Below are 26605 nucleotides of genomic sequence, written 5' to 3'. Positions count from 1 at the left end.
AGGAGTGACTTACTTGCTAGGAATCGTTTTGGTACAATTTATCTTTAGTTTTTTAGCTTCTGCAGCGTTTGCGATTATTATTAATGTTCCTCGACGGTCACTGGTGGCTTGCGGTCTAACTGGCAGTGTCAGCTGGATGCTTTACTGGGTAATCGTTGAAGTTTTTAGTGGAAATGCGGCATTAGGTTCCCTTATTGGTGCTGTGGGTGTTGCTGCAATAAGCTATCTATTCTCGAAAATATTGAAAATGCCTGTCACGATTTTTAATATTCCTGGTATTGTTCCATTAGTGCCTGGCGGCTTAGCTTATCAAGCTGTTCGGAATATCGTAATTGGCAATTATGAAAAAGGCGCCTATTTTACCGTGCAAGCTGTAATGATTGCTGGGGCAATTGCGTTAGGCTTAGTCGCTTCTGAGGTTTTCAATCAGAATATCCGCAGCTTTCGAGAAAAAAGAGAATCTTTGGGTTTTATTCGTCGTAAGCGCAACAAAATAAAAAAATAGATATCAAAAAAGTTGGTTGCTTCCTTATCAAATGGAAGCAACCAACTTTTTTTAAAAGGAACGATAGACATATTGATTTTTTGGTGCTTGATCCGCTATGACTTTCTCAACTTGCACAGTTGGTATTTGTCGTTTAAACGGTGGATAATAGGACAACTCAACCGTTCCAGTAATCGTTACCCAATCATTGTTTTGAAATTGAGTATGTTCAGGAAAATGAACCAACAAGCCAAAAACGCCAGAATCAGCGACACAATGAATAATTCCAAAACGGAAGACAAATTGGTCAACACTTTCTTCTCGTTTTGAATTATAGACAAAGCCTTTATAAGAAATCCTTTTTCCTGCAAATTGACTTGGATAATTATAGATTAGTTCCATAATTTCCAAATAGTTTTCATCCGTAATTGAAATCACAGATTGTCCATCATATTGTTTCATGGCTTTTGCCATCTGCTTGTCATAATCCGTCTTATTGAAGTACATACTTGTATCAGGTTTCAAATATTGCGTTTGCATATCAGGATCCCCTACTGATTCTTTACTTACTGGAAAGTTAAATCCTTTTGCTTCAACAATTGTTGTGTCTAAACTAACTGTCGGAAATAATAAGCCAACAATCAACGGTAAAGACAGTAGTAAATAGGCAAGCCCTCTTTGGCTGGTTTTTTCCAAATTATGCTGATGACCATGATGCTCATGTCCTCCATGTTGGTGTATTTCTTCATGTTTTTTTTGCATTGATGGATCTGCTTGGTTCCACAAAATCAATTGAACAATCGCCATAATAAAAGCTAAAACCATTGATAAAACAGCTAAATAATTATAATGAACATTGATATATTGGTTGAGCTCACCTGAAATTTGAAGATACATCATCAACCCCATATATCCAATTAAAATAATAAATCGTATCATCGATTGTAGGCCTCCTTTTTAAACTACTGCTGCATAAATAGTTACGACAAGCGCCACTATCAAAACAAATTGTACAATGAATGACATTTTAAAATAACGTTTCATCATCAATAAATTTTTAATATCTACCATTGGACCAAAAACTAAGAAGGCGACAATCGGTCCTGTTCCAAACAAACTCAAAAGAGATGAACCAATAAATGCATCTGCTTCTGAACAAAGTGATAGAGTGGCAGCGATGACTAGCATGACTAGAATCGCTAAAATCTTTGAATGGCCCAATTGCATAAGTGCACCAGTTGGGATATACGTTTGCATGATTGCTGCCAACAAAGAACCAAAAATTAAATAACGACCCGTATCAAAAAATTCATCAATACTATGGGTTAACGCTGACCAGCCGTTTTTCCAAAATGAACGAGCTTCATCAACGTGTTCATGCGTATGAGCAACCTGCTCTTCTTTAATTTGCGCCAACTCTTTTTCTGTTAAAATTGATTCTTTTCGAAAATAAGCTAACCAAATGCCGATAACCCACGCAACAATCATACTGCCTAAAACTCGCCAAATCACAAATTTTGTTGCGCCACTAAAGGCTACGTATGTTGAGAATAGCACAATTGGATTAATGATTGGTGCCGTTAACATAAAAGCAAAAGCGGTATGTGTTGGTACATCTTTTTTAACAAATTGATGCACAATTGGTACAATCCCGCATTCACATGAAGGGAAGAAAAAACCTAGAAAACTACCTACACAAATTGATAAAAATTTATTTTTAGGTAACACTTTTTTTACTCGTTCTGGTGTTAAAAAAACATGTAAAGCGCCTGAAATCAGGCAACCTAACATGACAAAAGGCAATGCTTCGATAATAATCGAAAGGAAAATAGTGCTCATCTGTAAAACAGAGTTTGGTAAAAATTGAAACATCATAGACCTCCCACTAGTAAAAATCTAATTAACTATACTCCTAACACCAGACAAACACAAGTATTTGTCAAAAAATTAACTAAGAGTTTAAAAGTATTATCATCGATGTAGCTGTCAAAACAACTGGATAAAAGAACAAAAAGATACGTAGAATACTAGTTATCTAACTACTATCCTACGTATCTTTTTATTGTTAAACCACCATTATTCTAAATTTGAAATAACTCTGAGGCTGAATCTGGGTCTGTATCATATACCTTAAATGCTTCACCGACGCCTAAATCCTTTTGCTTCAAAGTAGATTCCATGGCCATTCGCGCATGAAGCTTCGTGTTATTTTCTTTGCTGAGATGGCCTAAATAAATGCGTTTTGTTTTATCACCTAACACATCCGCCATCACAAGAGCACCATCGTCATTGGATAGATGGCCTTTGTCTCCTAAAATCCGTTGTTTAAGACTCCATGGATAAGGTCCTGCTCGCAAAATTTCAATTTCATGATTGCTTTCGACTAAATAAGCATCCGCATTTTCAATCGTACCACGAATATGATCGCTACAATAACCTGTATCCGTTAGAACAACAAAGGAACGATTATTACGATGAAAACGATAAAATTGAGGCGCAATCGCATCATGTGAAACGCCAAAACTTTCAATGTCCATATCTCCCAAGGTCAAAATTTTGCCCATTTCAAAAATATGTTTTTGGGCAACATCGACTTTGCCAATCATGGGATCCATCGCTTGCCACGTTTTTTCATTGGCATAGACATCTAACTTATATTTTCGCGCTAACACGCCAACGCCGTGAATGTGATCGCGATGTTCATGTGTAACTAAAATCGCATCTAAATCTTCTGGTTTGCGATTGACTTCTGCTAACAGTGAAGTAATTTTTTTGCCACTTAACCCCGCATCTACTAATACTTTCTTTTGGTTGGTTTCAATAAAAAGGGAATTGCCTGTACTGCCACTGGCAAGAACACTGATATTAAAAGCAAACTCTGAATCCATTTAAAACTCTTCCCTTCTACATTACAACATTAACGTGTTTCATTATACAACGACCCTTAATGTTTTTCCACCTTTGGCACAGTATTATTTGTGATGATGGTATTACTTACGGCATTTACCTGTTCAATTTCAACTGAATCTTCACCAGTAGAAATTCCTACAAACCAGACTGGAACGTATACATTTTTCTCACGAATTTTATAAATTCTTGAATAAGCCAATTTAATGAATGTTATTTTGGAATTACTAGGAATGCGGTTATTCATATAGAGCGTGTCTATCGCATCACGATTAGAATATAAATCCGTTTTGTCTCGCAATTCCTCAATATTTTCAATGTGCGTTTGCGAATATTTACTAATTTTCCATAATTCACCTGACGTATCTGCTAAAATACTTAATTTTGCAGTATCATCTCTAAAGGGAATTCCTTTATACGATTGTGCAGCCACAATTTCTGCCGTGGGCTCTTTTAAATGAGAAAACTCCGGTAAGTATTGATATTCGTCTCCGAATAATAAAGCATTTTTTTCATTTAAAAAGGTACTTAAATCTTTATCAATTTTCTTAGGATCAATAAAATAGTTCTTACTAGGCACACTCGTTAAAGTATTATCCGCAATTTGCAGCCCATTTCTCAAAAAGTTCTTGTTCTTTTCACGTTGGATTTTTAAAGCAGCAGAAAAATTGGTTTGTTCCCCACTTAAATAATAGCCTTCCAATCGTTCTGAAGAAAGTGTTCCTTTATACGAAATGTTATCTTTCTCCAACCGACTCTCAATCGATTCTGTTTGGCTGGAAGAAGAGACACTGCTTTCTTCTTGTTGTCCTTCCCGATAAATTCCAAATAAAAAGATATTTAATCCTAAAAACGCTAAGAAGAAAATCCACTCAATTCGTTTAAAATCCATTAGCCCACCTCCAAGCTTGGTAATTGTTTTACCAAGTCCGTTGCAGTGTACCAATTGTTGTTATAAAGGACATACCATTCCGGACTTAAATCAACGACTTGTTTGACTTCTTCAATTGTCTGCCAAGTATAACCGATAACAGCCGATTGGATTTTTTCCTTTTTAGCACCAGCCGTTTCTAAACGCTTAATCAATTTTTCCGTGCTTTCCAACGTCACTTCTTCTTCTGAAGGAATCGGTACTTGAATCGTATTCACACTTGTGTTAATGGTTACGCTTGGCGCAGCACTATCATTGTTCGTGATGCGAATATCCACTTGGCCTTTCAAATCATTACTGAACACTGGGAAACCTTCCACAAAGGTCCGATAATTGACACTATCTTTCGTTCGATCAAAGTAACGTAAATTCCCCATGTTGGTTCCTAAACGTTTTACATAAGAAAAGCTTTGGTTATAAATTGAGTCCCGTTTATTCTCTTCTGGCAAGGTCCCTTTAAAATCGATTTTCCCCAGCTTTTCTTCTGCAAACAATCGTTCTTCTTTGCTCGTGTAGGTTAAGTCTTGACTGTCTTCATTGGTTTGAATATCTTCTGTTTCATTGAAAAAAGCATTTCTAAAACGAGTAACTGGCTGCGAAGCTAAGATATAACTGTACTTTTTCAACTTCATATCATTGGTTAAATAACATTGCCCTTGTTTGGTTAGCGTATTTTCGGAAACGTCTTGATATTGCAAACCCTCTTTATTGATAATTCCCATTAAGCGCGCCTTATTGACAGTCATGGGTGCTTCATAGACGTTGGCTTGGTCATAATCTAAAAAACGTATCTTATTTTCGTTAAAATCCAATTGAATTTTCGTAAAATACTGGTCCGTCAACTCATTAAAGTTAGTAAAATTAATGGATAGATTATAAATCGAAGCATAGTCCGAGATTAAAAAGGGACCTTGATAAAGAAGTTCAATTCCTTGGTCCATTTGATTGTAGCGCTTAAGTTGCTCTGCATTTTTTGTCACAACTTGTGTCAATTTACCAAACGTAGCCATTTTAATATCATTTTGAACATTACTAATTAATGTTTCACGATTACTTTGCATCGCTTTTCCATCGGCTATTCGAATCAATTGCAAAGGTAAATAGACATCGCCAATGGCTTTTTCATTGACAGCTGTTGTGACTTGGCTTCCCGACTTCATTTCTGGTATTTTTTTGGCAGAATTCAGCCAGATATTGACTGAAAAATATATACTTAAAATGACCATCAAAATCAAGCCAATTCTTGTAATCCATTCTGATAATTTCATCATTCCCACCAATCCTCTTCATAAGGTTCATATGGTAGTGAAATATAGAAAGTCGATCCTTCACCTTCTGTACTTTCCACCCAAATACTCCCGTTATGGGCTCGAATTACTTCTTTAGAAATTGCTAAACCTAAACCAGTTCCACCTTGTGCTCGCGCACGTGCTTTATCCACACGATAAAAACGCTCGAAGACTTTCCCGAGATCTTTTTTAGGGATGCCCAAACCTTGGTCCGAGATACTAAAGACGACATTATTATGTGTTTCAACTAGTCGGCAAGTAATGACACCGCCATCTGGCGAATACTTAATCGCATTGTTCAAAATGTTGTCTAAAACCTGAATTACTTTGTCGGTATCTAACTCTACCCATAAATCGCGTTTAGTAAATTCACGGCGAATTTTGTAATTTTTTTGCTCATTTTCAATCATCATATCAAAGCGATCCAAGACAAAATTAATCAATTCGTTAAAATTCACATACTCTAATTGAAGATGTGTATTCCCAGAGTCCATCCGAGATAAATTTAACAAATCATTAATCATACGAATCATCCGGTCAGTTTCTTCTAACGTGACTTTTAAGAAATTAGGCGCAATCTCAGGGTTTTCCCAAGCCCCTTCACTTAAAGCTTCTATATAACTGCGCATACTTGTCAAAGGCGTTCGCAACTCATGAGAAACATTGGAAACAAATTCCCGTCTTTCCCGTTCATTTTTTTCCTGTTCTGTGACATCATGAAGTACGCAAACTAAGCCAGTAATAAATCCTGATTCCCGACGAATCATCGTAAAGTCTACCCGGATAATCATTTGGTCTTCTTCACGATCAGACGTTGAGCGATCAATCAGCAGTTCATCTGGCTCTTCTAACAGCTTTCGTAATGTATAATCTTCTTCAATATCTAACAACTCTAATAACGAGGTCCCAATCACATTCTCATTTTTTACATTTAATAATGAAAGGGCCATTTCATTAATCGTAATCACCTTTCCGCGGCGATCCGTCGCAATGACACCATCTGTCATATGCGTTAAGACACTATCTAAGCGATTTCTTTCTGCTTCCATTGTTTCTTGTGCTTCTTCAATCCGTTCTGATAATTGATTAAATGTTTCTGCTAATTGGCCTAATTCATCTTTTCCATGGACTTCTACTTTTCCAGCGTAATCACCACGAGCGATTCGAATGGCTTGCTCGCGCATCTCCCCAATCGGTTTCGTGATAGATCGTGCAATCAGTAAGGTCACAATAATCGAGATTGCTGCGGCAATAATAGAAGCAGTGAAAAAGATACTTGCTGTGTTGGTAATTTCTTGGTATTTATTTTCTAAATTACTTTTCACATAAAGGACGCCAATCACTGTTTCTCCAGTAGGCGATTGAATCGGCTGGACATTCACATACACGCGTTTATCATTATCTAAAGCTTGATATTTTTTACTCGTAAAGTCATTTAAATCACGATAATCATTCTTTTTCCCAATAATATTTTGTTGATTTAAATCATTGGTTGCCCGGATAATCCCTTTATCATCGACAATTCTCGCTTCAGAAATGTCTGCATTTGAAAAATCAGATAACGCTTTTTTTAGATTTGCATCAACGTCACTACGTTCGAGATCTTTATTGCTCATCTGCGTACTTAACGTGTTTGACAATTGGACAACTTGGGAATCCATATTTTTTTTAAAATCGGAAATTGTAGTGGCTTCCAATTCACGAATGAAATAGCCACCAATGATTTGAATCGCAATCAGTAACAGCAGAATAAATGATAAAGCAATCTTAAAATTAACAGATTGAAAAAAGTGAACTTTTTTCTTCATACCTGATTACTCCTGTTCAGGATTTCTTAGATAATAACCAACCCCACGACGAGTAACTAAATACGTTGGATGACTTGGACTATCTTCAATTTTTTCTCTTAAACGACGTACGGTGACGTCCACTGTCCGCACATCACCAAAATAATCATAGCCCCAAACGGTTTGTAGTAAATGTTCACGAGTCATGACTTGTCCGATATGTTTTGCTAAGTAATAAAGTAACTCAAATTCACGGTGGGTTAATTCAATTTTTTCACCCCGTTTTGAGACCATGTATGCATCAGGATGAATGGTTAAATCACCAATCGTTAATTCAGATTGCGTTGTCACCTCGGCTTCTTTCGCATTGGTTGCACCTCGCCGTAAATTAGCTTTTACACGAGCGACTAATTCACGATTTGAAAATGGTTTCGTTACATAGTCATCGGCTCCTAATTCTAATCCTAAAACCTTGTCAATTTCAGAATCTTTGGCGGTCACCATAATGATTGGCATATCATGTGTTTTGCGCACTTCTCGCGCGACTTCTAAGCCATCCATTTTAGGGAGCATTAAGTCTAAAATAATTAAGTCTGGTTCCACTTCTTCCACTTTTTCAAGTGCTTCTTCTCCATCGTAAGCAGTAAATACTTCATATCCTTCTTTAACCAAATTATATTTAACGATCTCTGAAATTGGCTTCTCGTCATCAACTACTAAAATTTTCTTCACAAAGAGACACCTCTTTTTCCTTCTAATCTTATTTGATACTTTCCTATTATACCTTATTTTGATGATGTTTTCATCTTTGGTTAAAAATGCGCCTTTAGGTTCTCCTAGTATAACAAAAAAAGAATCTCTGACAACAATTGACGCTTGTTATCAAAGATTCTTCTTTCGCTAATCTATTCTTCCGTATCTAAGACGAATTTCGCGACAAGTGCGGCTAATAATCCACCAATTAATGGCGCAACGATAAAAATCCACAACTCAGATAACGCTGAACCACCCGCAAAAACGGCTGGCGCGATGCTACGAGCTGGGTTGACAGAAGTTCCTGTCAAAGGAATACCAACTAAGTGAATCATTGTTAGTGTTAACCCAATTACGATCCCTGCTAATGAAGCATTGCCTTTCTTAGCACTTGTAACTGTCATGACAACTAAAACAAAAATAAAAGTTAAAATAATTTCGACTGTCAATGCACCAGCAACACTTAATTCCCCTACGCCATTTTGGCCTAAGTTCTCAATACTTTTACCAGCACCTTTTAGAATGCTTAATAATGCAAATGAAGCAATTAAGCCACCAACAATTTGTCCAACTACATAGTAAATTAGTTCCATTGTTGTCATTCGTTTATTAAGCCACATTCCTAGAGAAACAGCTGGGTTTAGATGTGCACCTGAAATTGTGCCAATACTATAGGCAGCAGCAACGATTGTTAACCCAAATGCTAAGGCAATCCCCGTTGTTCCAATCCCTTCCATACCATTTCCTAAAACAGCTGTTCCTGTCCCAAAAAAGACAAGAATAAATGTTCCTAAACATTCTGCTATTGCTTTTTTCACAAAAAATTCCCCCTTTGTAGATGAATTGTAACACATTTGTGAAATTTTCAATATAATTTTCGTTATTTTTTCAGAAAAATTATATTTCTATGAAAAAGAGAAATCTTAAATGAAAAATCCCCTCAAAAAATTTGAGAGGATTTTTTATTTAATTAATCATTTAATAACTGTATGCCAACGCCCAAAAGTCCTGGGCCTGTATGAACAACTAACGCCGGACTAATCGTTCCAAAGTAAATTTCTTCTGCTTGCGGAAAAGCTGTTTTCAAGCGTTCCATCATGGCTTTTGCTTCTTCCTCTGCCGCACCGTGAGCAACTGCCAAACGAAAACGGGGTGCCTCACCTATAAAGTTCGTCACCAACTCAAACGTTTTATCAAGACTTTTTTTACGGCCACGAGACTTAGCCACCGTATAGTAAATGCCTTCTTCATTACAAGAAATAATGGGGTTTAATTTTAGCGCATTCCCTAAAATAGAAGTGACTAAACCAATTCGTCCACCCTTTTGTAAATATTCTAAAGTGGCTACATTAAAAAACACTTTTGCGTTGGCTACTTCTTCTGTTAATTTTTGTTGTAGTTCTTGCCAGCCTAGTCCTGTTTCAATTAATTCTGCTGCTCGAATCGCCTGAATGCCAGCCCCGATACCAATGTTCTTTGTATCTAAAACAAATACATCTAGTCCTTCGGTTTGTTCTCCAAGCAAGCGAACCACATTATACGTTCCACTTAAACCACTAGAAATGGTCACCGCTAAAACTTTTTCGTAACCCGCTTCTTTAATTTTGTCAAAAATAGCTTGGATCGTGGCTCCATCTGGTAATGAAGTACTAGGAATTTCTTTCTCTAAACGTTGATACACTTCTTCTGGTGTAATATCTACCTTATCTGTATAGGTTTTTTCAGGATAAATAATCTGTAAGGGCAAGACATACATGCCGTATTGTTTGACCAATGCCTCTGGAACATCTGTCCCAGAATCAACCAGTAATGCAATCTTTTCTTTATTCATGTGTCATCTCATCCATTTCTTTTAAGTATTCTTGTTCCAATTCAATCACTTTTTCACTAAACATTTTAGTAGCAAAAGACATCGTCGCTGCTTTTACAGCCAAATATTCAATCCCCATGGGTTCTTGTGATTTGGCCTGAACTTCTTTTTCTTGCGCTTGAGCAGCAATCACATAAATCGCTCGTTCCTGTTCTTGACAAAATAAATTGTACGCTTCACGAATACCAACCGCGGCTCCTTGGAATAAAATGCCTTGCTTAATTTCTGGCAATGTTAACACTTGTTTCAACAACGTAATCGCAATTAAAAACGCTAAATGTTTTTGATTGTAGCGCTTTTTCACTGGGGCCGGGATTAACCCGTGTTTGACATAATTATTAACCATTGAGGAAGTTAACAAAGTATGTTTTTCCAGTGTAATCAATGGGGATAAGTATTTTTCTATCAGAGTAATCACTTGATCCATATATAATTCAATATCTGGTAACTCATGCCATCTTGGCAAATGAACGTTTTCCAATTGTTGGCCCCAATCTTGTAGTGATTTTTCTATCTCGTCCATAAAAACCCTCCTAACCATTTCTAAAAAAGAATATCATACTTTTGATAATTATTCAATCTAGTTTTTAAAACTAGATTGAATAAAAAAGAAAAGTGAACACTTTGGGAATTGTTCACTTTTCTCTCTTTATTTTTTTAAAGAACGTTTTCCGATTAAAATGCCTATTAAAAACAGGCCTTCTAATAAAACAAAAAACAAGATAAAACAATGCATAAAGTAGGCTTCAGGTAAGGCATTGATAATTGGATCAGTCAGCGGATTAAATAACCAAGCATCGTTGGTAAAAAATAATCCATGAAACGCAATAAAAAATTGATCAAAACCAATCAGCATGAAAAAGCCAAAAAGCACAGGCAAGAACATTCCCCACTGAAATGGCCGTATCAATGTCCATAAACGCTGATTTTTTACCAAATATTTTAAATAAAGGACACTAGGAAACAACGTAACTAGTAATACGCCATAGCACAATAAAAACAATTTTTTCACTTCATAAAAATGAAAAGCCGCACTATCAGACATGGGGAAATCAGGAAATACTAATGTTTTTTCAAAAGGATTGTTTAAGTACCTCATTAAATGATCGTAATTTTTAATCAAGGTCACACGATCAACCTCTACGTCTTTTAAAATATTTAAGTGTTGGATATCAAAAAGATACAATGGACGAAAATTGATCGTAATCGTGATACTTAAAGCCACAATCGTTAAAAACAAACAAATGAGTCCAAGTGTTTCCCTTAAGCGCAATTTCGACCTCATCATACTCAAAAAGTCCATTCATCTAAGGAATCAACAACATAGGTTGGCGGCGTTGGTAAAGTTGGAACCGCTGACTTAGGGGTAAAACCTGATGTAACTAACAAGCTATCAATACCATTTTGAATCCCTGATTGAATATCGGTTTCATAATTATCTCCAACCATAATCACTTGCTCTTTTTCCACGCCTAAATGCGCAATCGCTCGTTCCATGATAATCGCTTTTGGTTTACCAATATAAACTGGTTTTGTTTGGGTAGCTGTCTCCACAAACGTCACAACTGAACCTGCACCAGGTAATAAGCCTCTTTCTGTCGGAATGTTCTTATCTGGATTGGTCCCAATAAATAACGCCCCTTTTTGAATAGCTAAGGTGGCTAAAACCACTTTTTCGTAGGATAGTTCTGTATCAAGTCCCACGACAACATAATCAGGATTTGTTTCCTCCCATTCAAAACCTGCTTCTAAAATTAAATCAATTAAACCAGCCTCGCCGATGACAAAGACTTTCTTGCCTCGATTGGTTTCTTTCATGTAATCAATCGTTGCTAAAGTCGCTGTATAAACAAGGGATGCTGGGACATGAATATCAAATTCATTTGCTAAACGTTGGGCCACTGTTTCAGGAGATTTAGTGGTATTATTCGTTACAAATAAAAAAGGCAAGTTTTTTTCCTGTAACTGCTCGACAAAACGTTTTCCGGCTGGAATTGGTTCTTTTCCTAAATAAATCGTTCCATCTAAATCAATTAAATATCCTTGATAGTCTTTTTTCACTCTGTTTACTCCTCACGTTGACGAATCGTAAAGCCTTTGCCAGATTTTTTGGGACTAGGCTGTTTTGGTGTAGTCGTTTTTTTATTTTCTTCTTTTCGCGTACGAATTACTGGCTTGCTATTTTTATTAGCGGGCGCACTCTTTTCCTCGACAAACGCGTTAGAACGATTATTCTTTTTATGACGACGGCGACGATGCGTTGTTTTTTCTTTGCGTTCACCTGTTCGCTCAATTACAAAATAGGCACAGCCAAAATTACAATATTCATACAGATAGTCTTCTAGTGTATCAATTCGTTGATCCGGCGCCGCCCGACGATTGGAAGTATCAAAAAAGCCACGCAAACGTAACTGTTCATAACCCCAGTCTCCCACGATATAATCATAACGCGCTAAAACTTCACTAAACCGTTCACCTAAGCGTTCAGGATCAAAGGCATCACGATGATTTTTAACAATTCGGTACTCTCTTTCACCAATTTGAATATCTGTTTCATTCACAACGGTGACAATTTCCCCTTTTTTCTTTTCTTTTACAGGTTCTTCTTTTATTTCTTCAAGAACTGCTGTTAATTCTTCTGTAAAGGTTGCAGCAGTTTCTGTTTCTTTTTTTTCGGTTGTCTTTTTGTCTGTCATTTTTTCACCACCTAGTTTTTATTATACCTTGTTTTTATTTGATTGGATAGTGGTCATGCAGATAGTTCGCCACGACAGTTCTTAAAACGTCTGGAAACAAAAATTCGACTTCTCCAACTAACTCAATCGTTGGGAAAAACGGGACAAATTGAAAGTGATCCACTGTTGTCAGCGTATATTTCTGCTCTGGCTGAATAGGTTTCCCTTGCCAAAAAACGGACTGGCTATTTCGATCAAATTGAATCCCATCATAACATAATTCGCCAAAAATTTTCCCGCGGAAGCCCATCCCGCGAATAGGAAATTTCCGCAGAAATTGACGACTTTTTTCCATTTCACGAATCAAACGGCTCATGTCTGACCCTTTCAAAGTAACCTTGATTAAATGCATTGGATGAGGCAAAGCCTCATGTAATTGGTCTGCATTGATTATTCCTTCTGGTAAATCTGCTAAAAATAACCCGTTGTTTAATACAGCTGCATCTGTCTGTCCCGCTTCTTTTAATGCCTTCAAGGCAACAGTTATAAAGGAATGCGGTTGCCGTAAGTCCGTTGAAAGGGTTTCTGGGATTTGTGCAATTTGCTGCGCTTGCAATAGTCGATGACCTTCCGTTAAGTAACCCGCAATTTCCTTGGCATCATTTGTTTGCTCTTCTAAACTTGCTGTTTCAATAGTTTTCGCATAACTTGTGACTTGCTTCGTTTCAGCATCAACAAACAGATGCACTTCACCAATATACTGTCCGTATTTGCCAGCAGCTGCTAGTTGTACATGATTAATTTTTTCCCCATCTTTAAATAAATGATGTGTATGGGAACCTAAGATTACTTGAATTTCAGGATAATTCGCCGCAATCATAAAATCAGTATCTATCCCCAAGTGACTAAGCAAAATGAGAACATCACATTGAGGGGCAACTTCTGTAATCAGTTGAGGAAGGACTGCTTCCACTTGTTTGATTGTCCAGCCATTGGGATTATACGTTAAAGGAAACGGTGCGGTTAAACCAATAAATCCTAACTTTGTGCCTTCTTTAGTTGTCATTATTTTATATGCTTGACAAAAATCTGGTAACATTTGAGTTTTTGGATCTTGTAAATTAGCTAAGATCACTTCAAAGGTTGCCTGATCATATAAATGCTCTAATTGTTTCTTTGAATTGCCGATTCCTTCATTATTTCCAATTGTAACCAGGTCATACGCTATTGTATTCATTATAGCTACATTTGCTTGACCATCTGTTGCTTCGGTCAAAGGATGACACCGATCTGAAAAGTCACCTAAATCAATGGTTACGACTGTTTTGCCCTCTTTTTGGTACAGCGAACGTTTGGCTTTAACCAGACGCCGTATTTTGGGCCAATTTTCAAAGTGAGAATGAAGATCATTGGTATGGAACAACACAATCTCTTCCACTAAAATCGCCTCCTTTATTCAGCGCTCTGATTAATAGTACCATATTTATAGAAGAAAGTTACAAAAAAGAACAGATGACTTTAGAAGAATTTCTCCTAAAATCACCTGCTTTTATCAGGACGAACTATGCGTTATTTTTGGGACGCTTGCGTTGCGTCGCTTCCATGATAACTGGTAAGATCACAGGACGACGTTTGGTTTGTTCAAATAAATAACGGCTTAAGTTTTCACGAATTTCTTGTTTCAATTTGCTCCATTCAAAATCGTCACTCTCTAAATGTTTTTCAACAATTTCTGTGACAATATTGCTACTTTCTTTCATTAGATCTTTACTTGTTTTAACGTAAACAAAACCTCTAGAAGTAATTTTAGCTGGTGAAACAATTCGTTTTTCTCGACGATTAATTGTCACGACAGCCACAAAAATGCCATCTTCAGAAAGAATACGACGATCTCGTAAAACGATATTACCAATATCGCCGACACCAATCCCGTCAATCATAATATTTTCGGCCGTTGTGCTACCGGCTACCGACATTCTACCTTTTGTATATTCTAGAATGTCCCCACGACCTGTAATAAAGATATCTTTATAAGGCATGCCAATTTCGTGAGCTAAGTCCGCATGCGCAGCTAACTGGCGGTACTCACCTTGGACAGGAATGAAATATTTTGGTTTCATTAAATTCAACATCAATTGCAAGTCATTCGGATTAGCGTGGCCTGACACACGTAAATTGTCGGAAATTTGCTTCACTGTAGCACCGGCCCGATAGACAATATCCTCTGTTTTGGCAACTGTTGTTTCCATTGCCGTTGTTGGCGTTGTCGTAATATAAACTAAATCGCCTTCTTCAATCCGAACAACACCATGTGTATTATTAGCCATTTTTTGAAGTGACTTAATAGGTTCTCCCATTCGGCCTGTTTCTAAAATTAATAACTGTTCTGGTGCATATTTTTTCATTTCTTTTGGTTTCACTAATAGATCTTCGCTTGGCAATTGTAATTTTTCCAATTTCATCGCCGTCCGAATAATCCGTTCAAAATCTTGGCCTGTCAAAACGACTTTACGACCAGAACGATCAGCGGCATTCAATACTTGTTGGACCCGTTGCAAATTACTTGCCACACATGCCACGATAATTCGTCCTTCCCAATATCGAATCGTGTCGAACACTTCATCAGCGATTTGGGCTTCGGAAGCAACTTGGGCTGGGTTTTCAGCATTTGATGAATCACTAAGTAGCGCCAAGACGCCTTCTTTCCCAATTTCAGCTAAGCGGCCATAATCGGTTTGATACATCTCAATCGCACTTTGATCAAATTTAAAATCACCAGTATAAACAATGTTGCCTTCTTTTGTTTTGATGCTAACGCCAATCGAATCTGGAATGGTGTGCGTTGTTTTAAAGAAGCTCACCGTTGCTTGACCAAAATCAATTTCTGTATGTGGGTCAATCACATGGAAATCTTTAAATTTCTTCGTTTCCGCATGATTGTTGACACTTAGTTTTGCTAGTTCAATCGTTAATTCTGTCCCAAAAACAGGCACTTGAATTTTTGAAAGCAAATACGGTAAGGCCCCAATTGCATCTGCATGGCCATGTGTTAAAAAGACCCCTGCAATTCGTTCACTATTTTCTTCTAAATACGTAAAATCCGGAATGACGACGTCAATTCCTAAAAGTTCGTTCTCTGGATATTGTAATCCACAATCCAGTACAAAAATTTCATCTTCCACTTCAGCAACGTACATATTTTTTCCATTTTCACGAACGCCGCCTAATGGAACGATTTTTATTGTACTCACTCTTTTCACCTCTCTATGATTACACGTTCTTTAAATCTCTAACGTGCGAATAATTCTTTGCTCTTCTTCTGGTGTACAAGCAACTAGAGGTAACCGTAAATTTCCAACAGGAATACCTAAATGATTTAAGGCTGCTTTCACGGGTGCCGGCGAAGGCACTGAAAACAACGCGTTCATTTTTGGTAACAACTGTCGTTGAATTTTAGCCGCTTCCGGCAAGTTCCCCTGCTCCAGCGCTTGATACATCTCATACATTGACGAACCGAAGACATGACTGGCTACCGAAATAACCCCTTGTCCGCCAAGTGCCTTGGTGGCAAAAGCCAACCCGTCTTCTCCAGTATACACTAGAAAGTCTTTTGGCGCTCTTTCAATCAACTCAGTAATTGCATCTAATCCTGCACATTCTTTAATCGCCACAATTTTTTCCAATTGTGCTAAGCGCAAAGTAGTTTCCACTTCTAGACATGCAGCCGTTCTACTAGGAACATTATACAAAATGATTGGTAGTTCACTTGCTTCTGCGATGGTTTTAAAATGTTGATACATGCCTTCTTGATTTGGTTTATTATAATAAGGAACAACCGCCAAAACAGCATCAATACCAGCGATTGTCGCTAACTCTTTCACAAAAGCCACTGAGTCACGTGTATCATTCGTACCAACACCACAAATAATCGGAATACGCCCATCGATTAGTTCAATAATCCGCTGGAATAATTGTAATTCTTCTTCATGAGTTAAAGTGGGTGATTCACCAGTTGTTCCTGCTAAAATAACGCCTTCTGTATGATTGGCCAATAAATATTCTACCAATTGCGGTAGTTTATCAAAATCTATTTCTCCCGATTCTTGAAACGGCGTAACCATTGCCGTAATAATTGTTGCATTCGTTAAATCCATCCTATTCCCTCCCGAGTATACAATACAAACCTTCTAGTCGTTTTCAGGTACACGAAGCAAATTCATTTCGTGTAGCGTTTCAGCAATTTGGACCGAGTTCCAAGCAGCTCCTTTTAATAGGTTGTCTGATACAATCCATAAATGGAAACCGTTCTTCACGTCAACGTCTTGACGAATACGGCCGACAAATGTTTCTTTCTGATTGACGCTATTTAGCGCTTGTGGATATAGTTGTTCACTTGGCTCATCTTGCAAAATTACACCTGGAGCTTGCGCCATTAATTCTTGGATGGCTGAGACCGATGCATCTGCTTGTTTCACTTCTATATAAACAGATTCAGAATGTCCTGAAATTACCGGAATACGGACACAGGTGGCAACGACTTTTAGCTTGTTGTCCCCCATGATTTTTTTGGTTTCATTCATCATTTTCCATTCTTCGTAGGTATACCCGGCTTCTGAAAAAACATCAATTTGAGGCAACGCATTAAAAGCAATTGGATAATGTTTTTTGTCACTGCCGGCTGGTAAAATTTCAGCTGACCATTCGCTGACAGGTTTTCCCTCTAAAAAATCTTCGGCTTGTTCTTTTAGCTCATTAATTGCACGGATACCTGCACCACTCACAGCTTGATACGTTGAAACGATGATTCGTTCTAAGCCAAACGCTTGCCGAATTGGTTCCAAGGCTACCATCATTTGAATCGTAGAACAATTGGGATTCGCAATGATTCCCTGATGATTTTTTAAGGCTTCCGGGTTCACTTCTGGAACAACTAAAGGAACGTCTTTTGCCATTCTAAAATGGCTAGTGTTGTCAACGACAACAGCTCCACGCTTAACTGCTTCTGGTGCAAACTTTTCGGAAATACTCCCACCAGCACTAAATAACGCTAAATCGATTCCTTCAAATGATTCCGGGACTAATTCTTCCACGATAAGAGGTTGTCCTTTAAATTGAATCTCTTGTCCCGCAGAACGCTTAGACGCCAATAACCTCACGCTTGCAATTGGCAAACTTGTTGCTGCTAACAATTCAATCATTCTTGTCCCGACAGCACCTGTTGCTCCTACCACGGCAACATGATATTCTTTTCCCATATTTCCATACTCCTCTCTTACCTTCTTGTAAAAGCTACTTGTCCTATTTTACCATAGTATTGAAAAAACCTACATAGTCAAAAAAATGATTTTTTTATTTTCCCATGATATTTTAAAACTATTACCCATCAAAGGACTATCCATTGACTTTTGACTTAAATTTGTTATAGTTAAAACGAATTTAATTATAAAGGGAGCGAAATTTCATGGCACGCGTAGAAAGTTTTGAATTAGATCACAACACAGTAAAAGCACCATATGTTCGCCTTGCTGGCACAGAACAAAATGGGGATGCGTTAGTCGAAAAATATGACTTACGTTTCTTACAACCAAACAAAGATGCCCTACCAACAGGCGCATTACACACGTTAGAACATTTATTAGCAGTTAACATGCGTGATGAATTAAAAGGAATCATTGACATTTCGCCAATGGGTTGCCGCACTGGTTTTTATATGATTATGTGGGATCAACATTCACCACAAGAAATCCGTGATGCATTAGTCAACGTTTTAAACAAAGTAATCAATACAGAAGTTGTTCCAGCAGTTTCTGCAAAAGAGTGTGGAAACTACAAAGATCATTCTTTATTTGCAGCGAAAGAATACGCAAAAATCGTCTTAGACCAAGGAATTAGTTTAGATCCATTTGAACGCATTCTGTAATCTTTAGCAATTAAAGACAGAAAAACCCACTATTAAGCTGTGGGTTTTTCTGTTCTCTTTCTTAATTTAAACGGAGGTTTTTTATGAATCAAACAATTGAACAATTACTAAGTCACCGTTCCGTTCGTCATTTTAAAAATCAAGCGTTAACGGACAAGCAGAAACAACAGTTAATTACTGCAGCTCAAGCAGGATCAAGCTCCAATTTTTTACAAGCTTATACAATTATAGAAATCAAAGATCCTGAGCTACGCAGAGAATTGGGACGTTTAGCGAATTGTGAAGACTATGTCGTTAACACTGGTGTGTTCTATGTTTTTGTTGCTGATTTGTATCGTCATGCAACGATTTTGTCAAAAGAGGGGCAATCATTGGAACCCTTAAAAACACCAGAATCATTATTAGTAGCTGCCGTTGATACAACGATTGCTGCGCAGAACATGGCCATTGCGGCTGAATCTATGGATTTAGGGATTTGTTATATTGGCGGCATTCGAAATAACTTAGACACAGTGGCCACACGCTTATCTTTGCCTGAATTAACTGTACCACTTTTTGGATTAACGATTGGTGTACCAGAAACGTTAAATGGCGTAAAGCCACGGATGCCTTTTGAAAATATTTTAAGCGAAAATCACTACCAACCAGACAAATTGACAGACATGCACGCGTATGATGAATTATTAAAAGATTATTATGCCAGCCGCTCAAGCAACGCCCAAACAGCGGATTGGTCACAGAAGTCTTTATCCTATTTTTCTTATAATCGTCGCCCAGAAGTTAAAAATTTCTTGCAAAAACAAGGATTTGATGTCTAAACAAAAGAGTGTGGGCCTATGTTGAAATAACATAGGCCCACACTCTTTTGTTTATTTTTATTTATCTTTACTAAATTTGTCTTTTAAGTCTTCAAAGCCTTCTTTAACTTTATCAGTTAATTTTTCAGCGCCTTCTTTAAGGTCGTCACCGGCATCACGTGCTTTGTCTTTTACGTCAGCAAAGGTTGATTGAGCTTTTCCTTCAAGTTCTTTGCCTTTATCATCCGTAACTTTGCCTTGCGCTTCTTTTGCAGTGCCCTCTACTTTATCTTTTGCATCGTCAAAACGTCCTTTTAAATCTGCCATGCTAATCCCTCCTAAATAATTAATTACATAATAAGAGTATCATTCTTAGCCGTTTCCTTCAAATATAATGCATGAACTGCGAATAAATGGTTATTTTTGAGCCATTAAAGCTTTTTTTGCCAACGCAAAGCAACCAATTGTTCCTGGATTATCTTCTAAAAGAGGCGTCACCAGGTATTTTTCTAACGGCGGTGTTTCCACGTATCCATTGACTAATTCAGCAAATTTTTCACGAACTTTCGGCATCAAATGACGTTGTTTCATGACGCCGCCACCTAAAATGATCACTTCTGGTGCTAATAATAAAGTAGTATTGTACGCTGCTTGCGCTAAATAATAAGCTTCTAGTTCCCAAGTTTTATGATCCTCTTCCAATAAATGACCTTTTTTACCAGAACGCCCTTCAACTGCTGGTCCTGCTGCAATCCCTTCTAAACAATCTCCATGATAAGGACAATTTCCTGCATACGTATCTTCAGGATGACGACGGACTAACGCATGCCCCATTTCTGGGTGACTAAATCCTTCAATAAACTCACCGTTTTGAATCGCTCCAGCGCCAACACCAGTTCCAATTGTATAATATACACAACTAGATGTATGTTGCCCATTTCCAGCAACATACTCACCATATGCCGCAGCATTCACATCCGTTGTCCAAGCCATTGGCACATCAAAATGTTGTTTCATAGTTCCTAACAAGTCAAAGTTACGCCAAGCTAATTTTGGTGTAGAAGTGATATAACCATACGTAGGAGAATCAACGTGAATATCAATCGGACCAAACGAACCAATCCCAATTGCTTTTAAAGGATATTGTTGGAAAAATTCTATTACTTTTTTCATTGTTTCTTCTGGGGTTGTTGTGGGAAAACTGACACGTTCTACGATGGTCAAATCATCTGTCCCAACGCCACATACAAATTTTGTGCCACCGGCTTCGATACTTCCTAAAAGTTTTTCTGTCATTGCAATATGCTCCTTCGTTTCCATTTTATAAGTAAGCGGATACATTACTTTTGATTAAATAACTAACATACACGTTTAGTTTACCACTTTTTTGTCGTTTCGACAGAACAATTTGACAATTTCAGTCAGGTTGCCCAATGAAATCTGGCAAGTTGCTAAAGAGCATTTTCCTAAAACAAAAAAACGAGCATTCACGGTTATCTAACAATGAATGCTCGTTTTTTGTTTATTGATTCTTTAGCGAAAAATATAACAATAGTCCGATTGTGATCCACCCACCACTAAGTAAAAGCATTAACCAACTTAAAAGCGTTTCTTTTAGAATACTTCTGGGTTCTTTTGCATGCTGAATAAAACTCATACTAGTCAGCAAAGAAAAGAGGAAAAACATAAAACAAATGACCGCTAAACAGCCAGACAACCAAAACCAACTAGCCATTATTCTCACTCTCCTTTTCGCTTGTTTTTTGATAATTATTGCGCCAAATGACACTACAAATTGCCCCGATTGTGATTACTAACAACGTGTAGAAAGTCGGTAACCACCATGTAGGTAGGACCCATTTGACCGTAGCTTCTTGATTCAATTTTTTTGCTTCACGAGTGTTAATCGTAAATTCTTGTTGAAAAGGCCAAGACTGTTGTTCATCTTGTTGTAAAATAGCACGTCCTGTAAAAATATAAGTCCCAGCATCTAGCGGGTGTTTGCCCAAATCAAGATGAAAATTCATGGAACTATTCGGGGCAAAGCGGACATTTTTTAGTGTCCGTTGTGCAATTTTTTTAGAGGATCCTTTTTTTACCACTTGACCTTCTAAACGAACTTCTGGAAAAATAGCAGCATACGGATTTTGAATGACTGCCTTTAGTGATTTGACCCCTAGAGCAATTGTAGGGGTTACTTTCGCTAATTTCAGTTGGTTCATCTCTGTTAAAGGAACATTCTCAGCACTCCTCATAGCAATCGCAACATTAAACCCATAGCGACTGCTTAATCCCGTTGTTTGGGTCTTTTCTTCTGTATTTTCATCTTTAAGATGCGCGTAAACTCCACCTAAAATAACTCCTTTAATAGGCTGATCAAGTCCCTTCACCTTCATCTTTGCTGATACTGTTTGATGAGGAGGCACACTCGCTTCCTTGTTTTCTAAAGTAACTAGGTCTGTCAGCGGAACCTTTAACGATGAATCAAGTGGTTTATCAAAATCATTGTATACAATCAATCCATTATCATTTGTTGATGCATTTGCTAGAGTCAATACGACGGACAATTTTTCGTCTGTCTTATTTTTTATGTCTAAGGCAATAGTGGAAGATTGCTTTGGTGCCACAATTAAATCATAATAACTAGATGTTCCTGACACTTGATTTTCTGGCAAAACAGGCGTTACTGTAAATTTAGTCTTCATTTCTTCTGTCGCTTCTACTTTTGGAACAATAATAAAAAATGTGAAAAATAGAAATAGACAGAAAACACCGACTTTTTTTCTACTCATTTCTTCAAAATCTCCTTTATAAAGCTGAATGTACTTACTAGTCTAACAAACCAGCGAAACAATGATGATCAATCTTTGACCTTTGGGAAGGATAATCTTGAAAAGAAAGAGGAAAAGATTGGTAAGTTGCTTTATTTCTTTTCTCTGAATTAAAACTGCCTATCCAACGCAAAAAAAGAGATTTTCCACCACAGTGGAAAATCTCTATAAACCTTGTCATAACAATGTTTTGAAAGACTATGCGTCTGGATTTGCGTTTTCGTCTTTGAGACCGTATTTTTTGTTGAAACGGTCCACACGTCCGTCGGCTTGTGTGAATTTTTGACGACCAGTGTAGAATGGGTGTGAGTCTGAAGTAACCTCAACACGTAATAATGGATAAGTGTTGCCATCTTCCCATTCAACAGTTTCTGAAGATCCTTTAGTTGAACCTGAAAGGAATTTGAAACCAGTTGTTGAATCCATGAATACTACTGGTTGGTAATTTGGATGGATATCTTGTTTCATACGTTTTTTTCGCTCCTTTGCCCTGATCCATTTGCTGTATCAGAGTTATTTTGTCGGTATACAACAATGCTATCTTACCATGTTTTCAGCTGGTATGCAATTATCTTTTTGGATTTCTTTTAATTTGTTTACCAAACGAAACATCATGAAAAACTTCAAATAATTGTTGATTATTTTGGGTCCGTTTTAACATTTTTATGAATTGATCCGTATATTCCAGCGAGTCTCCCGACATATTGTTTCTCAACTTCCACGTTTCCTCTAGTTGTTCTGGTGTCATTAATAACTCTTCTTTTCGCGTACTTGATTTTTTAATATCAATTGCTGGGAAAATACGGCGCTCTGCTAATTCACGAGATAAATGGAGCTCCATATTGCCTGTGCCTTTGAATTCTTCATAGATAACATCATCCATTCGGCTACCTGTATCGACCAAGGCTGTGGCTAAAATAGTTAAACTACCTCCTTCTTCGATATTTCTGGCAGCACCAAAAAATCGTTTAGGTTTGAAAAATGCAGCTGGATCTATTCCGCCACTTAAGGTTCGACCACTAGGCGGGACCACTAAGTTATAGGCCCGTGCTAAACGAGTGATGCTGTCCATTAAAATAACTACGTCTCGTTTGTCTTCAACTAAGCGCATTGCTCGATCCAGAACCAATTCAGCTACTCGCGTATGATTTTGTGGTTGTTGATCAAAAGTTGAAGAAACCACATCTCCTTTAACGCTTCGCTCTAAATCAGTCACTTCTTCAGGACGCTCGTCAATTAATAACAGAATCAATTCCACCTCAGGATGATTTTCTGTAATTCCATTAGCAATTTCCTTTAAAACACTTGTCTTTCCTGCTTTTGGCGGCGCTACAATTAAACCACGTTGCCCAAAACCAATTGGGGCAAATACATCAATCATTCGTGTTGATAATCTGCCAGCTGTGGTTTCTAACGTTAATTGTTTTTCAGGATACAACGGTGTTAGTGCGGGAAAATGTGGTCGCTCTTTCGCTTCTTCAGGATCTTTCCCATTGACACTTTCAACATGCATGAGTCCATAGTAACGTTCTGATTCCTTTGGTGGACGCGCCTTGCCAGCTACTTTGTCCCCATTTCTCAATCCAAAACGACGAATTTGAGAAGAAGAAATATAAATGTCTTCTGCACTTGGTCCATAATTAATTGGCCGTAAAAATCCATAACCATCCTGAGAAACAATATCTAAAATCCCTTCCATGAAGAAAAACCCTTGCTTCTCAGCTTGTGCGCGAATCACAGCTAAAGACAATTCTTTTTTGTTCATTTGGCTATAATAAGGAATTTTAAACTCTTTCGCGTACGCATAAATATCTTTTAACGTACTGTTTTCCAATTCAGCCATTGTTAAATAGTCGCTCATTGATCCACCTCAAACGGACCTTCTTGTTCTTCGGTTTCTAGCATTTGAATATCGGCACCTAAAGCAGTTAACTTTTCGATAATGTGGTCGTATCCACGTAAAATATATTCTACATTATAAATTGTGGTCGTACCTTCAGCCATCAACCCGGCAGTGACTAAGCAAGCGCCAGCCCGTAAATCAGAGGCAACTACTTCTGCACCATGCAAATGATTTGGACCATTTAAGATAATCATATTGCCTTCAACTGAAGCATCAGCCCCCATCCGTACCAACTCAGGAATATGCTTATTTCGTTGAGCATAAATGGTATCGATAATTTCACCAGTTCCTTGCGCTTTTAAAAGTAATGGCGTTAAAGGTTGCTGTAAGTCTGTAGCAAAACCAGGATATGGATAGGTTTTCACCGTCGTCATTTTCAGATCATATGACGGATGAACTTCAATCATGTCTTCTTCAATCGTCATCTTAACGCCCATTTCTTGCAATTTCGCAATGAAGCTTTCTAAGTGCTCATAAATAACATTTCGAACCTTGATTCCTTCACCCATAGCTGCTGCCATAGCTAAATAAGTCCCAGCTTCAATTCGATCTGGAATAATCGAGTGACGACAGCCATGTAATTCTTCGACACCTTCGATTCGAATAACGTCCGTTCCAGCTCCTCGAACTTTTGCACCCATGTTATTTAATAATGTAGCAATATCAATAATTTCTGGCTCACGCGCAGCATTTTCAATAATCGTTTTGCCTTTCGCTTTGACTGCGGCTAACATGACATTGATTGTAGCGCCAATAGACACCATATCCATGAAAATTCGTGTTCCTTGTAAGCCATCATCGTCTGTTCTCAAGTACATCGCCCCATGTTCGTTGGTAACATGAGCGCCTAATGCTTCAAATCCTTTGATATGTAAATCAATTGGACGAGGTCCTAAGTAACAACCGCCAGGTAAACCGACAACACCTTCCCCAAATCGACCAAGAAGTGAGCCCATAAAATAATAGGACGCACGTAAGCTATTGATTTTTCCTTTTGGCATTGGCACAGAAACAACTTCTGTTGGGTCAATAATTAATGTATTATTTTCAAAAGTAATTTTAGCACCCATAATTTCTAAAATTTCAATTAATGAGTGAACATCCTGAATATCAGGAACGCCATCTAAAGTCACGGGCGAATCTGCTAAAATAGCAGCTGGAATTAAAGCGACTACACTATTTTTGGCGCCGCTAATGGTTACTTCGCCCTTTAATGGACGATTCCCATTGATTACGATTTTTTTCATTTATATTCTCACCTATCTATAATATACGTTTTCTAAATAAACTACCCAATCATTCTATCATAATCAAGCTTAAGAAAAAAGAAAACTTCTCAGGTATTTTAATAGAATGAAAAAATAACAAAAAATAAAAAAGACAGCCACGTGCTGTGACTGTCTTTAACGTAACTAGTTGATTAAGCTTTGTTAGCTGAACCGAACCAATCAATGTGTTCTTCTGCATCTTTGATGATTGCAGCTTTACCTGGTGCTAATAGTTTACGAGGGTCAAAACCTTTACCTTCTAAATCTTTACCAGCTTCAATATATTCGCGTGTTGCTTTAGCGAATGATAATTGGAATTCTGTATTTACGTTAACTTTTGAGATACCCATTGAAATTGCTTTTTCGATTTGTTCTTGAGGAATACCAGAACCTCCGTGTAATACTAGAGGTACATCAGAACCGACAGCTTCAGCAATCGCTTGTAAGTGATCAAATGCTAAACCTTTCCAGTTTTCTGGATATTGACCATGGATGTTACCGATACCACATGCTAAGTAGTCAATACCTGTAGCAACCATTTGTTTACATTCTTCGATATCAGCTAATTCGCCAGTACCGATGATTCCGTCTTCTTCACCACCGATTGAACCAACTTCACATTCGACAGAAATACCTTTAGCGTGAGCTTTTTCAACTACATCTTTCGCTAATTTTAAGTTTTCTTCGAATGGTAAGTGAGAACCATCAAACATGATTGAAGTATAGCCAACTTCGATACATTCTAAAGCAGCTTCGTAGTCACCGTGGTCTAAGTGAATTGCTACTGGAACTGTGATATTCATTGAGTCTACTAAATTAGTAATCATGTCTTTAGCTACTTTGTAGCCGCCCATGTATTTAGCAGCGCCCATTGATGTTTGGATTAGAACTGGTGCTTTTTTAGCTTCTGCTGCTTCTAAAATCGCTTGTGTCCATTCTAAGTTATTTGTGTTATAGCCACCTACTGCATAGCCGCCTTTACGTGCTGCTTTTAAGAATTCTGCTCCTGATACTACTGGCATAAAAAATTCCTCCTAAGTTTTTAAAAACTTTATTTGTTAGGTGTTCCCTAACCAACGGTTCTATTTTAGCAGAATTCCTGACACTTTTCTAGTAAAATTCCCTTTTTCAGAAAATTTTTGTCTATTCTTTCACATAACCTTCATTTTTATAAAAAAACCTCCAGTTTT

28 protein-coding genes are annotated in these 26605 nt (G+C 37.6%); 3 read left to right on the top strand and 25 right to left on the bottom strand.

Going from position 1 to position 26605, the window contains the following annotated elements:
* The first annotated feature begins 4 nt into the window (after positions 1-4).
* Positions 5-505, top strand: coding sequence for a threonine/serine exporter family protein (locus IGI87_RS05610; RefSeq protein WP_162782432.1), 501 nt, complete (start codon positions 5-7; stop codon positions 503-505).
* 51 nt (positions 506-556) lie between these two features.
* On the opposite strand, the gene IGI87_RS05605 is transcribed toward IGI87_RS05610, so the two are convergent.
* The 17 genes from IGI87_RS05605 to IGI87_RS05525 all read right to left on the bottom strand — a co-directional run bounded on the left by IGI87_RS05605 (position 557) and on the right by IGI87_RS05525 (position 17951).
* Positions 557-1423 (bottom strand): TIGR03943 family putative permease subunit, encoded by an 867-nt coding sequence (locus IGI87_RS05605; protein WP_438736432.1) that lies wholly within the window; start codon positions 1421-1423, stop codon positions 557-559.
* Between the two features lie 18 nt (positions 1424-1441).
* A complete protein-coding gene (locus IGI87_RS05600) occupies positions 1442-2356 on the bottom strand; it encodes a permease (RefSeq protein WP_002357942.1) in 915 nt (304 codons plus the stop codon).
* A gap of 209 nt (positions 2357-2565) precedes the next feature.
* On the bottom strand, positions 2566-3372 hold the full coding sequence (locus tag IGI87_RS05595) for an MBL fold metallo-hydrolase (RefSeq protein ID WP_113793844.1): 807 nt from the start codon (positions 3370-3372) through the stop codon (positions 2566-2568).
* Positions 3373-3428: 56 nt separating this feature from the next.
* On the bottom strand, positions 3429-4283 hold the full coding sequence (locus IGI87_RS05590) for a two-component system regulatory protein YycI (RefSeq protein ID WP_104853766.1): 855 nt from the start codon (positions 4281-4283) through the stop codon (positions 3429-3431).
* Entirely contained in the window at positions 4283-5593 is a 1311-nt protein-coding gene (locus IGI87_RS05585) for a YycH family regulatory protein (protein ID WP_438736431.1), read from the bottom strand. The genes IGI87_RS05590 and IGI87_RS05585 overlap by 1 nt, the downstream gene beginning before the upstream one ends.
* Positions 5590-7419, bottom strand: coding sequence for a cell wall metabolism sensor histidine kinase WalK (gene walK / locus IGI87_RS05580; protein ID WP_002357946.1), 1830 nt, complete (start codon positions 7417-7419; stop codon positions 5590-5592). The genes IGI87_RS05585 and walK overlap by 4 nt, the downstream gene beginning before the upstream one ends.
* A gap of 6 nt (positions 7420-7425) precedes the next feature.
* Entirely contained in the window at positions 7426-8130 is a 705-nt protein-coding gene (gene yycF / locus IGI87_RS05575) for a response regulator YycF (RefSeq protein ID WP_002357947.1), read from the bottom strand.
* 173 nt (positions 8131-8303) lie between these two features.
* Entirely contained in the window at positions 8304-9005 is a 702-nt protein-coding gene (locus IGI87_RS05570) for an MIP/aquaporin family protein (protein ID WP_174125762.1), read from the bottom strand.
* A 116-nt stretch (positions 9006-9121) separates the two neighbouring features.
* Positions 9122-9982, bottom strand: coding sequence for a DegV family protein (locus IGI87_RS05565; RefSeq protein WP_113793841.1), 861 nt, complete (start codon positions 9980-9982; stop codon positions 9122-9124).
* Positions 9975-10544 (bottom strand): DUF1836 domain-containing protein, encoded by a 570-nt coding sequence (locus IGI87_RS05560; RefSeq protein WP_438736430.1) that lies wholly within the window; start codon positions 10542-10544, stop codon positions 9975-9977. The genes IGI87_RS05565 and IGI87_RS05560 overlap by 8 nt, the downstream gene beginning before the upstream one ends.
* A gap of 126 nt (positions 10545-10670) precedes the next feature.
* On the bottom strand, positions 10671-11324 hold the full coding sequence (locus IGI87_RS05555; RefSeq protein WP_438736429.1) for a TIGR01906 family membrane protein: 654 nt from the start codon (positions 11322-11324) through the stop codon (positions 10671-10673).
* The gene (locus IGI87_RS05550; RefSeq protein ID WP_104855369.1) at positions 11312-12082 is read right to left on the bottom strand and encodes a TIGR01457 family HAD-type hydrolase; all 771 of its coding nucleotides are present in this window, start codon (positions 12080-12082) and stop codon (positions 11312-11314) included. Before IGI87_RS05550 ends, IGI87_RS05555 begins: the two co-directional genes overlap by 13 nt.
* Positions 12083-12087: 5 nt before the next feature.
* Positions 12088-12717 (bottom strand): YutD family protein, encoded by a 630-nt coding sequence (locus IGI87_RS05545; protein ID WP_104855370.1) that lies wholly within the window; start codon positions 12715-12717, stop codon positions 12088-12090.
* Between the two features lie 34 nt (positions 12718-12751).
* Positions 12752-14134 (bottom strand): bifunctional metallophosphatase/5'-nucleotidase, encoded by a 1383-nt coding sequence (locus tag IGI87_RS05540; RefSeq protein ID WP_438736428.1) that lies wholly within the window; start codon positions 14132-14134, stop codon positions 12752-12754.
* A 124-nt stretch (positions 14135-14258) separates the two neighbouring features.
* Positions 14259-15947, bottom strand: coding sequence for a ribonuclease J (locus tag IGI87_RS05535; protein WP_104855372.1), 1689 nt, complete (start codon positions 15945-15947; stop codon positions 14259-14261).
* A gap of 30 nt (positions 15948-15977) precedes the next feature.
* Positions 15978-16850, bottom strand: coding sequence for a 4-hydroxy-tetrahydrodipicolinate synthase (gene dapA, locus IGI87_RS05530; RefSeq protein WP_438736427.1), 873 nt, complete (start codon positions 16848-16850; stop codon positions 15978-15980).
* A 33-nt stretch (positions 16851-16883) separates the two neighbouring features.
* A complete protein-coding gene (locus IGI87_RS05525; RefSeq protein ID WP_113793835.1) occupies positions 16884-17951 on the bottom strand; it encodes an aspartate-semialdehyde dehydrogenase in 1068 nt (355 codons plus the stop codon).
* A 206-nt stretch (positions 17952-18157) separates the two neighbouring features.
* Here IGI87_RS05525 and IGI87_RS05520 point away from each other — a divergent pair, with 206 nt between their 5' ends.
* Together IGI87_RS05520 and nfsA are read left to right on the top strand one after the other, a co-directional pair.
* Positions 18158-18616, top strand: coding sequence for an S-ribosylhomocysteine lyase (locus tag IGI87_RS05520; protein WP_002357960.1), 459 nt, complete (start codon positions 18158-18160; stop codon positions 18614-18616).
* Positions 18617-18699: 83 nt separating this feature from the next.
* Entirely contained in the window at positions 18700-19434 is a 735-nt protein-coding gene (nfsA, locus tag IGI87_RS05515) for an oxygen-insensitive NADPH nitroreductase (RefSeq protein ID WP_104855374.1), read from the top strand.
* A gap of 57 nt (positions 19435-19491) precedes the next feature.
* On the opposite strand, the gene IGI87_RS05510 is transcribed toward nfsA, so the two are convergent.
* The 8 genes from IGI87_RS05510 to IGI87_RS05475 all read right to left on the bottom strand — a co-directional run bounded on the left by IGI87_RS05510 (position 19492) and on the right by IGI87_RS05475 (position 26437).
* Positions 19492-19740, bottom strand: coding sequence for a YtxH domain-containing protein (locus IGI87_RS05510; RefSeq protein ID WP_002357962.1), 249 nt, complete (start codon positions 19738-19740; stop codon positions 19492-19494).
* 90 nt (positions 19741-19830) lie between these two features.
* Entirely contained in the window at positions 19831-20709 is an 879-nt protein-coding gene (scrK, locus tag IGI87_RS05505) for a fructokinase ScrK (RefSeq protein WP_002361643.1), read from the bottom strand.
* Positions 20710-20935: 226 nt separating this feature from the next.
* Positions 20936-21148, bottom strand: a complete 213-nt coding sequence (locus IGI87_RS05500) for a hypothetical protein (RefSeq protein ID WP_421502916.1) — start codon at positions 21146-21148, stop codon at positions 20936-20938.
* Positions 21141-22205 (bottom strand): DUF916 and DUF3324 domain-containing protein, encoded by a 1065-nt coding sequence (locus tag IGI87_RS05495; protein ID WP_438736426.1) that lies wholly within the window; start codon positions 22203-22205, stop codon positions 21141-21143. Before IGI87_RS05495 ends, IGI87_RS05500 begins: the two co-directional genes overlap by 8 nt.
* A 237-nt stretch (positions 22206-22442) precedes the next feature.
* On the bottom strand, positions 22443-22712 hold the full coding sequence (locus tag IGI87_RS05490; RefSeq protein ID WP_002357967.1) for a type B 50S ribosomal protein L31: 270 nt from the start codon (positions 22710-22712) through the stop codon (positions 22443-22445).
* Between the two features lie 100 nt (positions 22713-22812).
* Positions 22813-24105: a transcription termination factor Rho gene (gene rho, locus IGI87_RS05485; RefSeq protein ID WP_113793831.1), complete on the bottom strand. Its 1293-nt coding sequence runs from the start codon at positions 24103-24105 to the stop codon at positions 22813-22815.
* Positions 24102-25394 carry a UDP-N-acetylglucosamine 1-carboxyvinyltransferase gene (locus IGI87_RS05480; protein WP_438736425.1) on the bottom strand — a complete coding sequence of 431 codons (1293 nt, stop codon included), beginning with the start codon at positions 25392-25394 and terminating at the stop codon, positions 24102-24104. Before IGI87_RS05480 ends, rho begins: the two co-directional genes overlap by 4 nt.
* 173 nt (positions 25395-25567) lie before the next feature.
* On the bottom strand, positions 25568-26437 hold the full coding sequence (locus tag IGI87_RS05475) for a class II fructose-bisphosphate aldolase (protein WP_002357972.1): 870 nt from the start codon (positions 26435-26437) through the stop codon (positions 25568-25570).
* Positions 26438-26605: the final 168 nt, after the last annotated feature.

Source organism: Enterococcus sp. DIV1444a (assembly GCF_051712125.1).
Classification (GTDB): domain Bacteria; phylum Bacillota; class Bacilli; order Lactobacillales; family Enterococcaceae; genus Enterococcus; species Enterococcus faecalis.
The sequence above is the reverse complement of the archived record's forward strand: the minus strand, read 5'-3'. Positions and strand labels throughout refer to the sequence as shown.

Bases quoted from the DNA above. Each gene is read 5' to 3' on its own strand.
- IGI87_RS05605 (WP_438736432.1), bottom strand. From the start codon at position 1,423: ATGATACGATTTATTATTTTAATTGGATATATGGGGTTGATGATGTAT.
- IGI87_RS05600 (WP_002357942.1), bottom strand. From the start codon at position 2,356: ATGTTTCAATTTTTACCAAACTCTGTTTTACAGATGAGCACTATTTTC.
- IGI87_RS05595 (WP_113793844.1), bottom strand. From the start codon at position 3,372: ATGGATTCAGAGTTTGCTTTTAATATCAGTGTTCTTGCCAGTGGCAGT.
- IGI87_RS05590 (WP_104853766.1), bottom strand. From the start codon at position 4,283: ATGGATTTTAAACGAATTGAGTGGATTTTCTTCTTAGCGTTTTTAGGA.
- IGI87_RS05585 (WP_438736431.1), bottom strand. From the start codon at position 5,593: ATGATGAAATTATCAGAATGGATTACAAGAATTGGCTTGATTTTGATG.
- walK (WP_002357946.1), bottom strand. From the start codon at position 7,419: ATGAAGAAAAAAGTTCACTTTTTTCAATCTGTTAATTTTAAGATTGCT.
- IGI87_RS05570 (WP_174125762.1), bottom strand. From the start codon at position 9,005: ATGTGTTACAATTCATCTACAAAGGGGGAATTTTTTGTGAAAAAAGCA.
- IGI87_RS05565 (WP_113793841.1), bottom strand. From the start codon at position 9,982: ATGAATAAAGAAAAGATTGCATTACTGGTTGATTCTGGGACAGATGTT.
- IGI87_RS05560 (WP_438736430.1), bottom strand. From the start codon at position 10,544: ATGGACGAGATAGAAAAATCACTACAAGATTGGGGCCAACAATTGGAA.
- IGI87_RS05555 (WP_438736429.1), bottom strand. From the start codon at position 11,324: ATGGACTTTTTGAGTATGATGAGGTCGAAATTGCGCTTAAGGGAAACA.
- IGI87_RS05545 (WP_104855370.1), bottom strand. From the start codon at position 12,717: ATGACAGACAAAAAGACAACCGAAAAAAAAGAAACAGAAACTGCTGCA.
- dapA (WP_438736427.1), bottom strand. From the start codon at position 16,850: ATGGATTTAACGAATGCAACAATTATTACGGCAATGGTTACGCCGTTT.
- IGI87_RS05525 (WP_113793835.1), bottom strand. From the start codon at position 17,951: ATGGGAAAAGAATATCATGTTGCCGTGGTAGGAGCAACAGGTGCTGTC.
- IGI87_RS05520 (WP_002357960.1), top strand. From the start codon at position 18,158: ATGGCACGCGTAGAAAGTTTTGAATTAGATCACAACACAGTAAAAGCA.
- nfsA (WP_104855374.1), top strand. From the start codon at position 18,700: ATGAATCAAACAATTGAACAATTACTAAGTCACCGTTCCGTTCGTCAT.
- IGI87_RS05510 (WP_002357962.1), bottom strand. From the start codon at position 19,740: ATGGCAGATTTAAAAGGACGTTTTGACGATGCAAAAGATAAAGTAGAG.
- scrK (WP_002361643.1), bottom strand. From the start codon at position 20,709: ATGACAGAAAAACTTTTAGGAAGTATCGAAGCCGGTGGCACAAAATTT.
- IGI87_RS05500 (WP_421502916.1), bottom strand. From the start codon at position 21,148: ATGGCTAGTTGGTTTTGGTTGTCTGGCTGTTTAGCGGTCATTTGTTTT.
- IGI87_RS05495 (WP_438736426.1), bottom strand. From the start codon at position 22,205: ATGAGTAGAAAAAAAGTCGGTGTTTTCTGTCTATTTCTATTTTTCACA.
- IGI87_RS05490 (WP_002357967.1), bottom strand. From the start codon at position 22,712: ATGAAACAAGATATCCATCCAAATTACCAACCAGTAGTATTCATGGAT.
- rho (WP_113793831.1), bottom strand. From the start codon at position 24,105: ATGAGCGACTATTTAACAATGGCTGAATTGGAAAACAGTACGTTAAAA.
- IGI87_RS05480 (WP_438736425.1), bottom strand. From the start codon at position 25,394: ATGAAAAAAATCGTAATCAATGGGAATCGTCCATTAAAGGGCGAAGTA.
- IGI87_RS05475 (WP_002357972.1), bottom strand. From the start codon at position 26,437: ATGCCAGTAGTATCAGGAGCAGAATTCTTAAAAGCAGCACGTAAAGGC.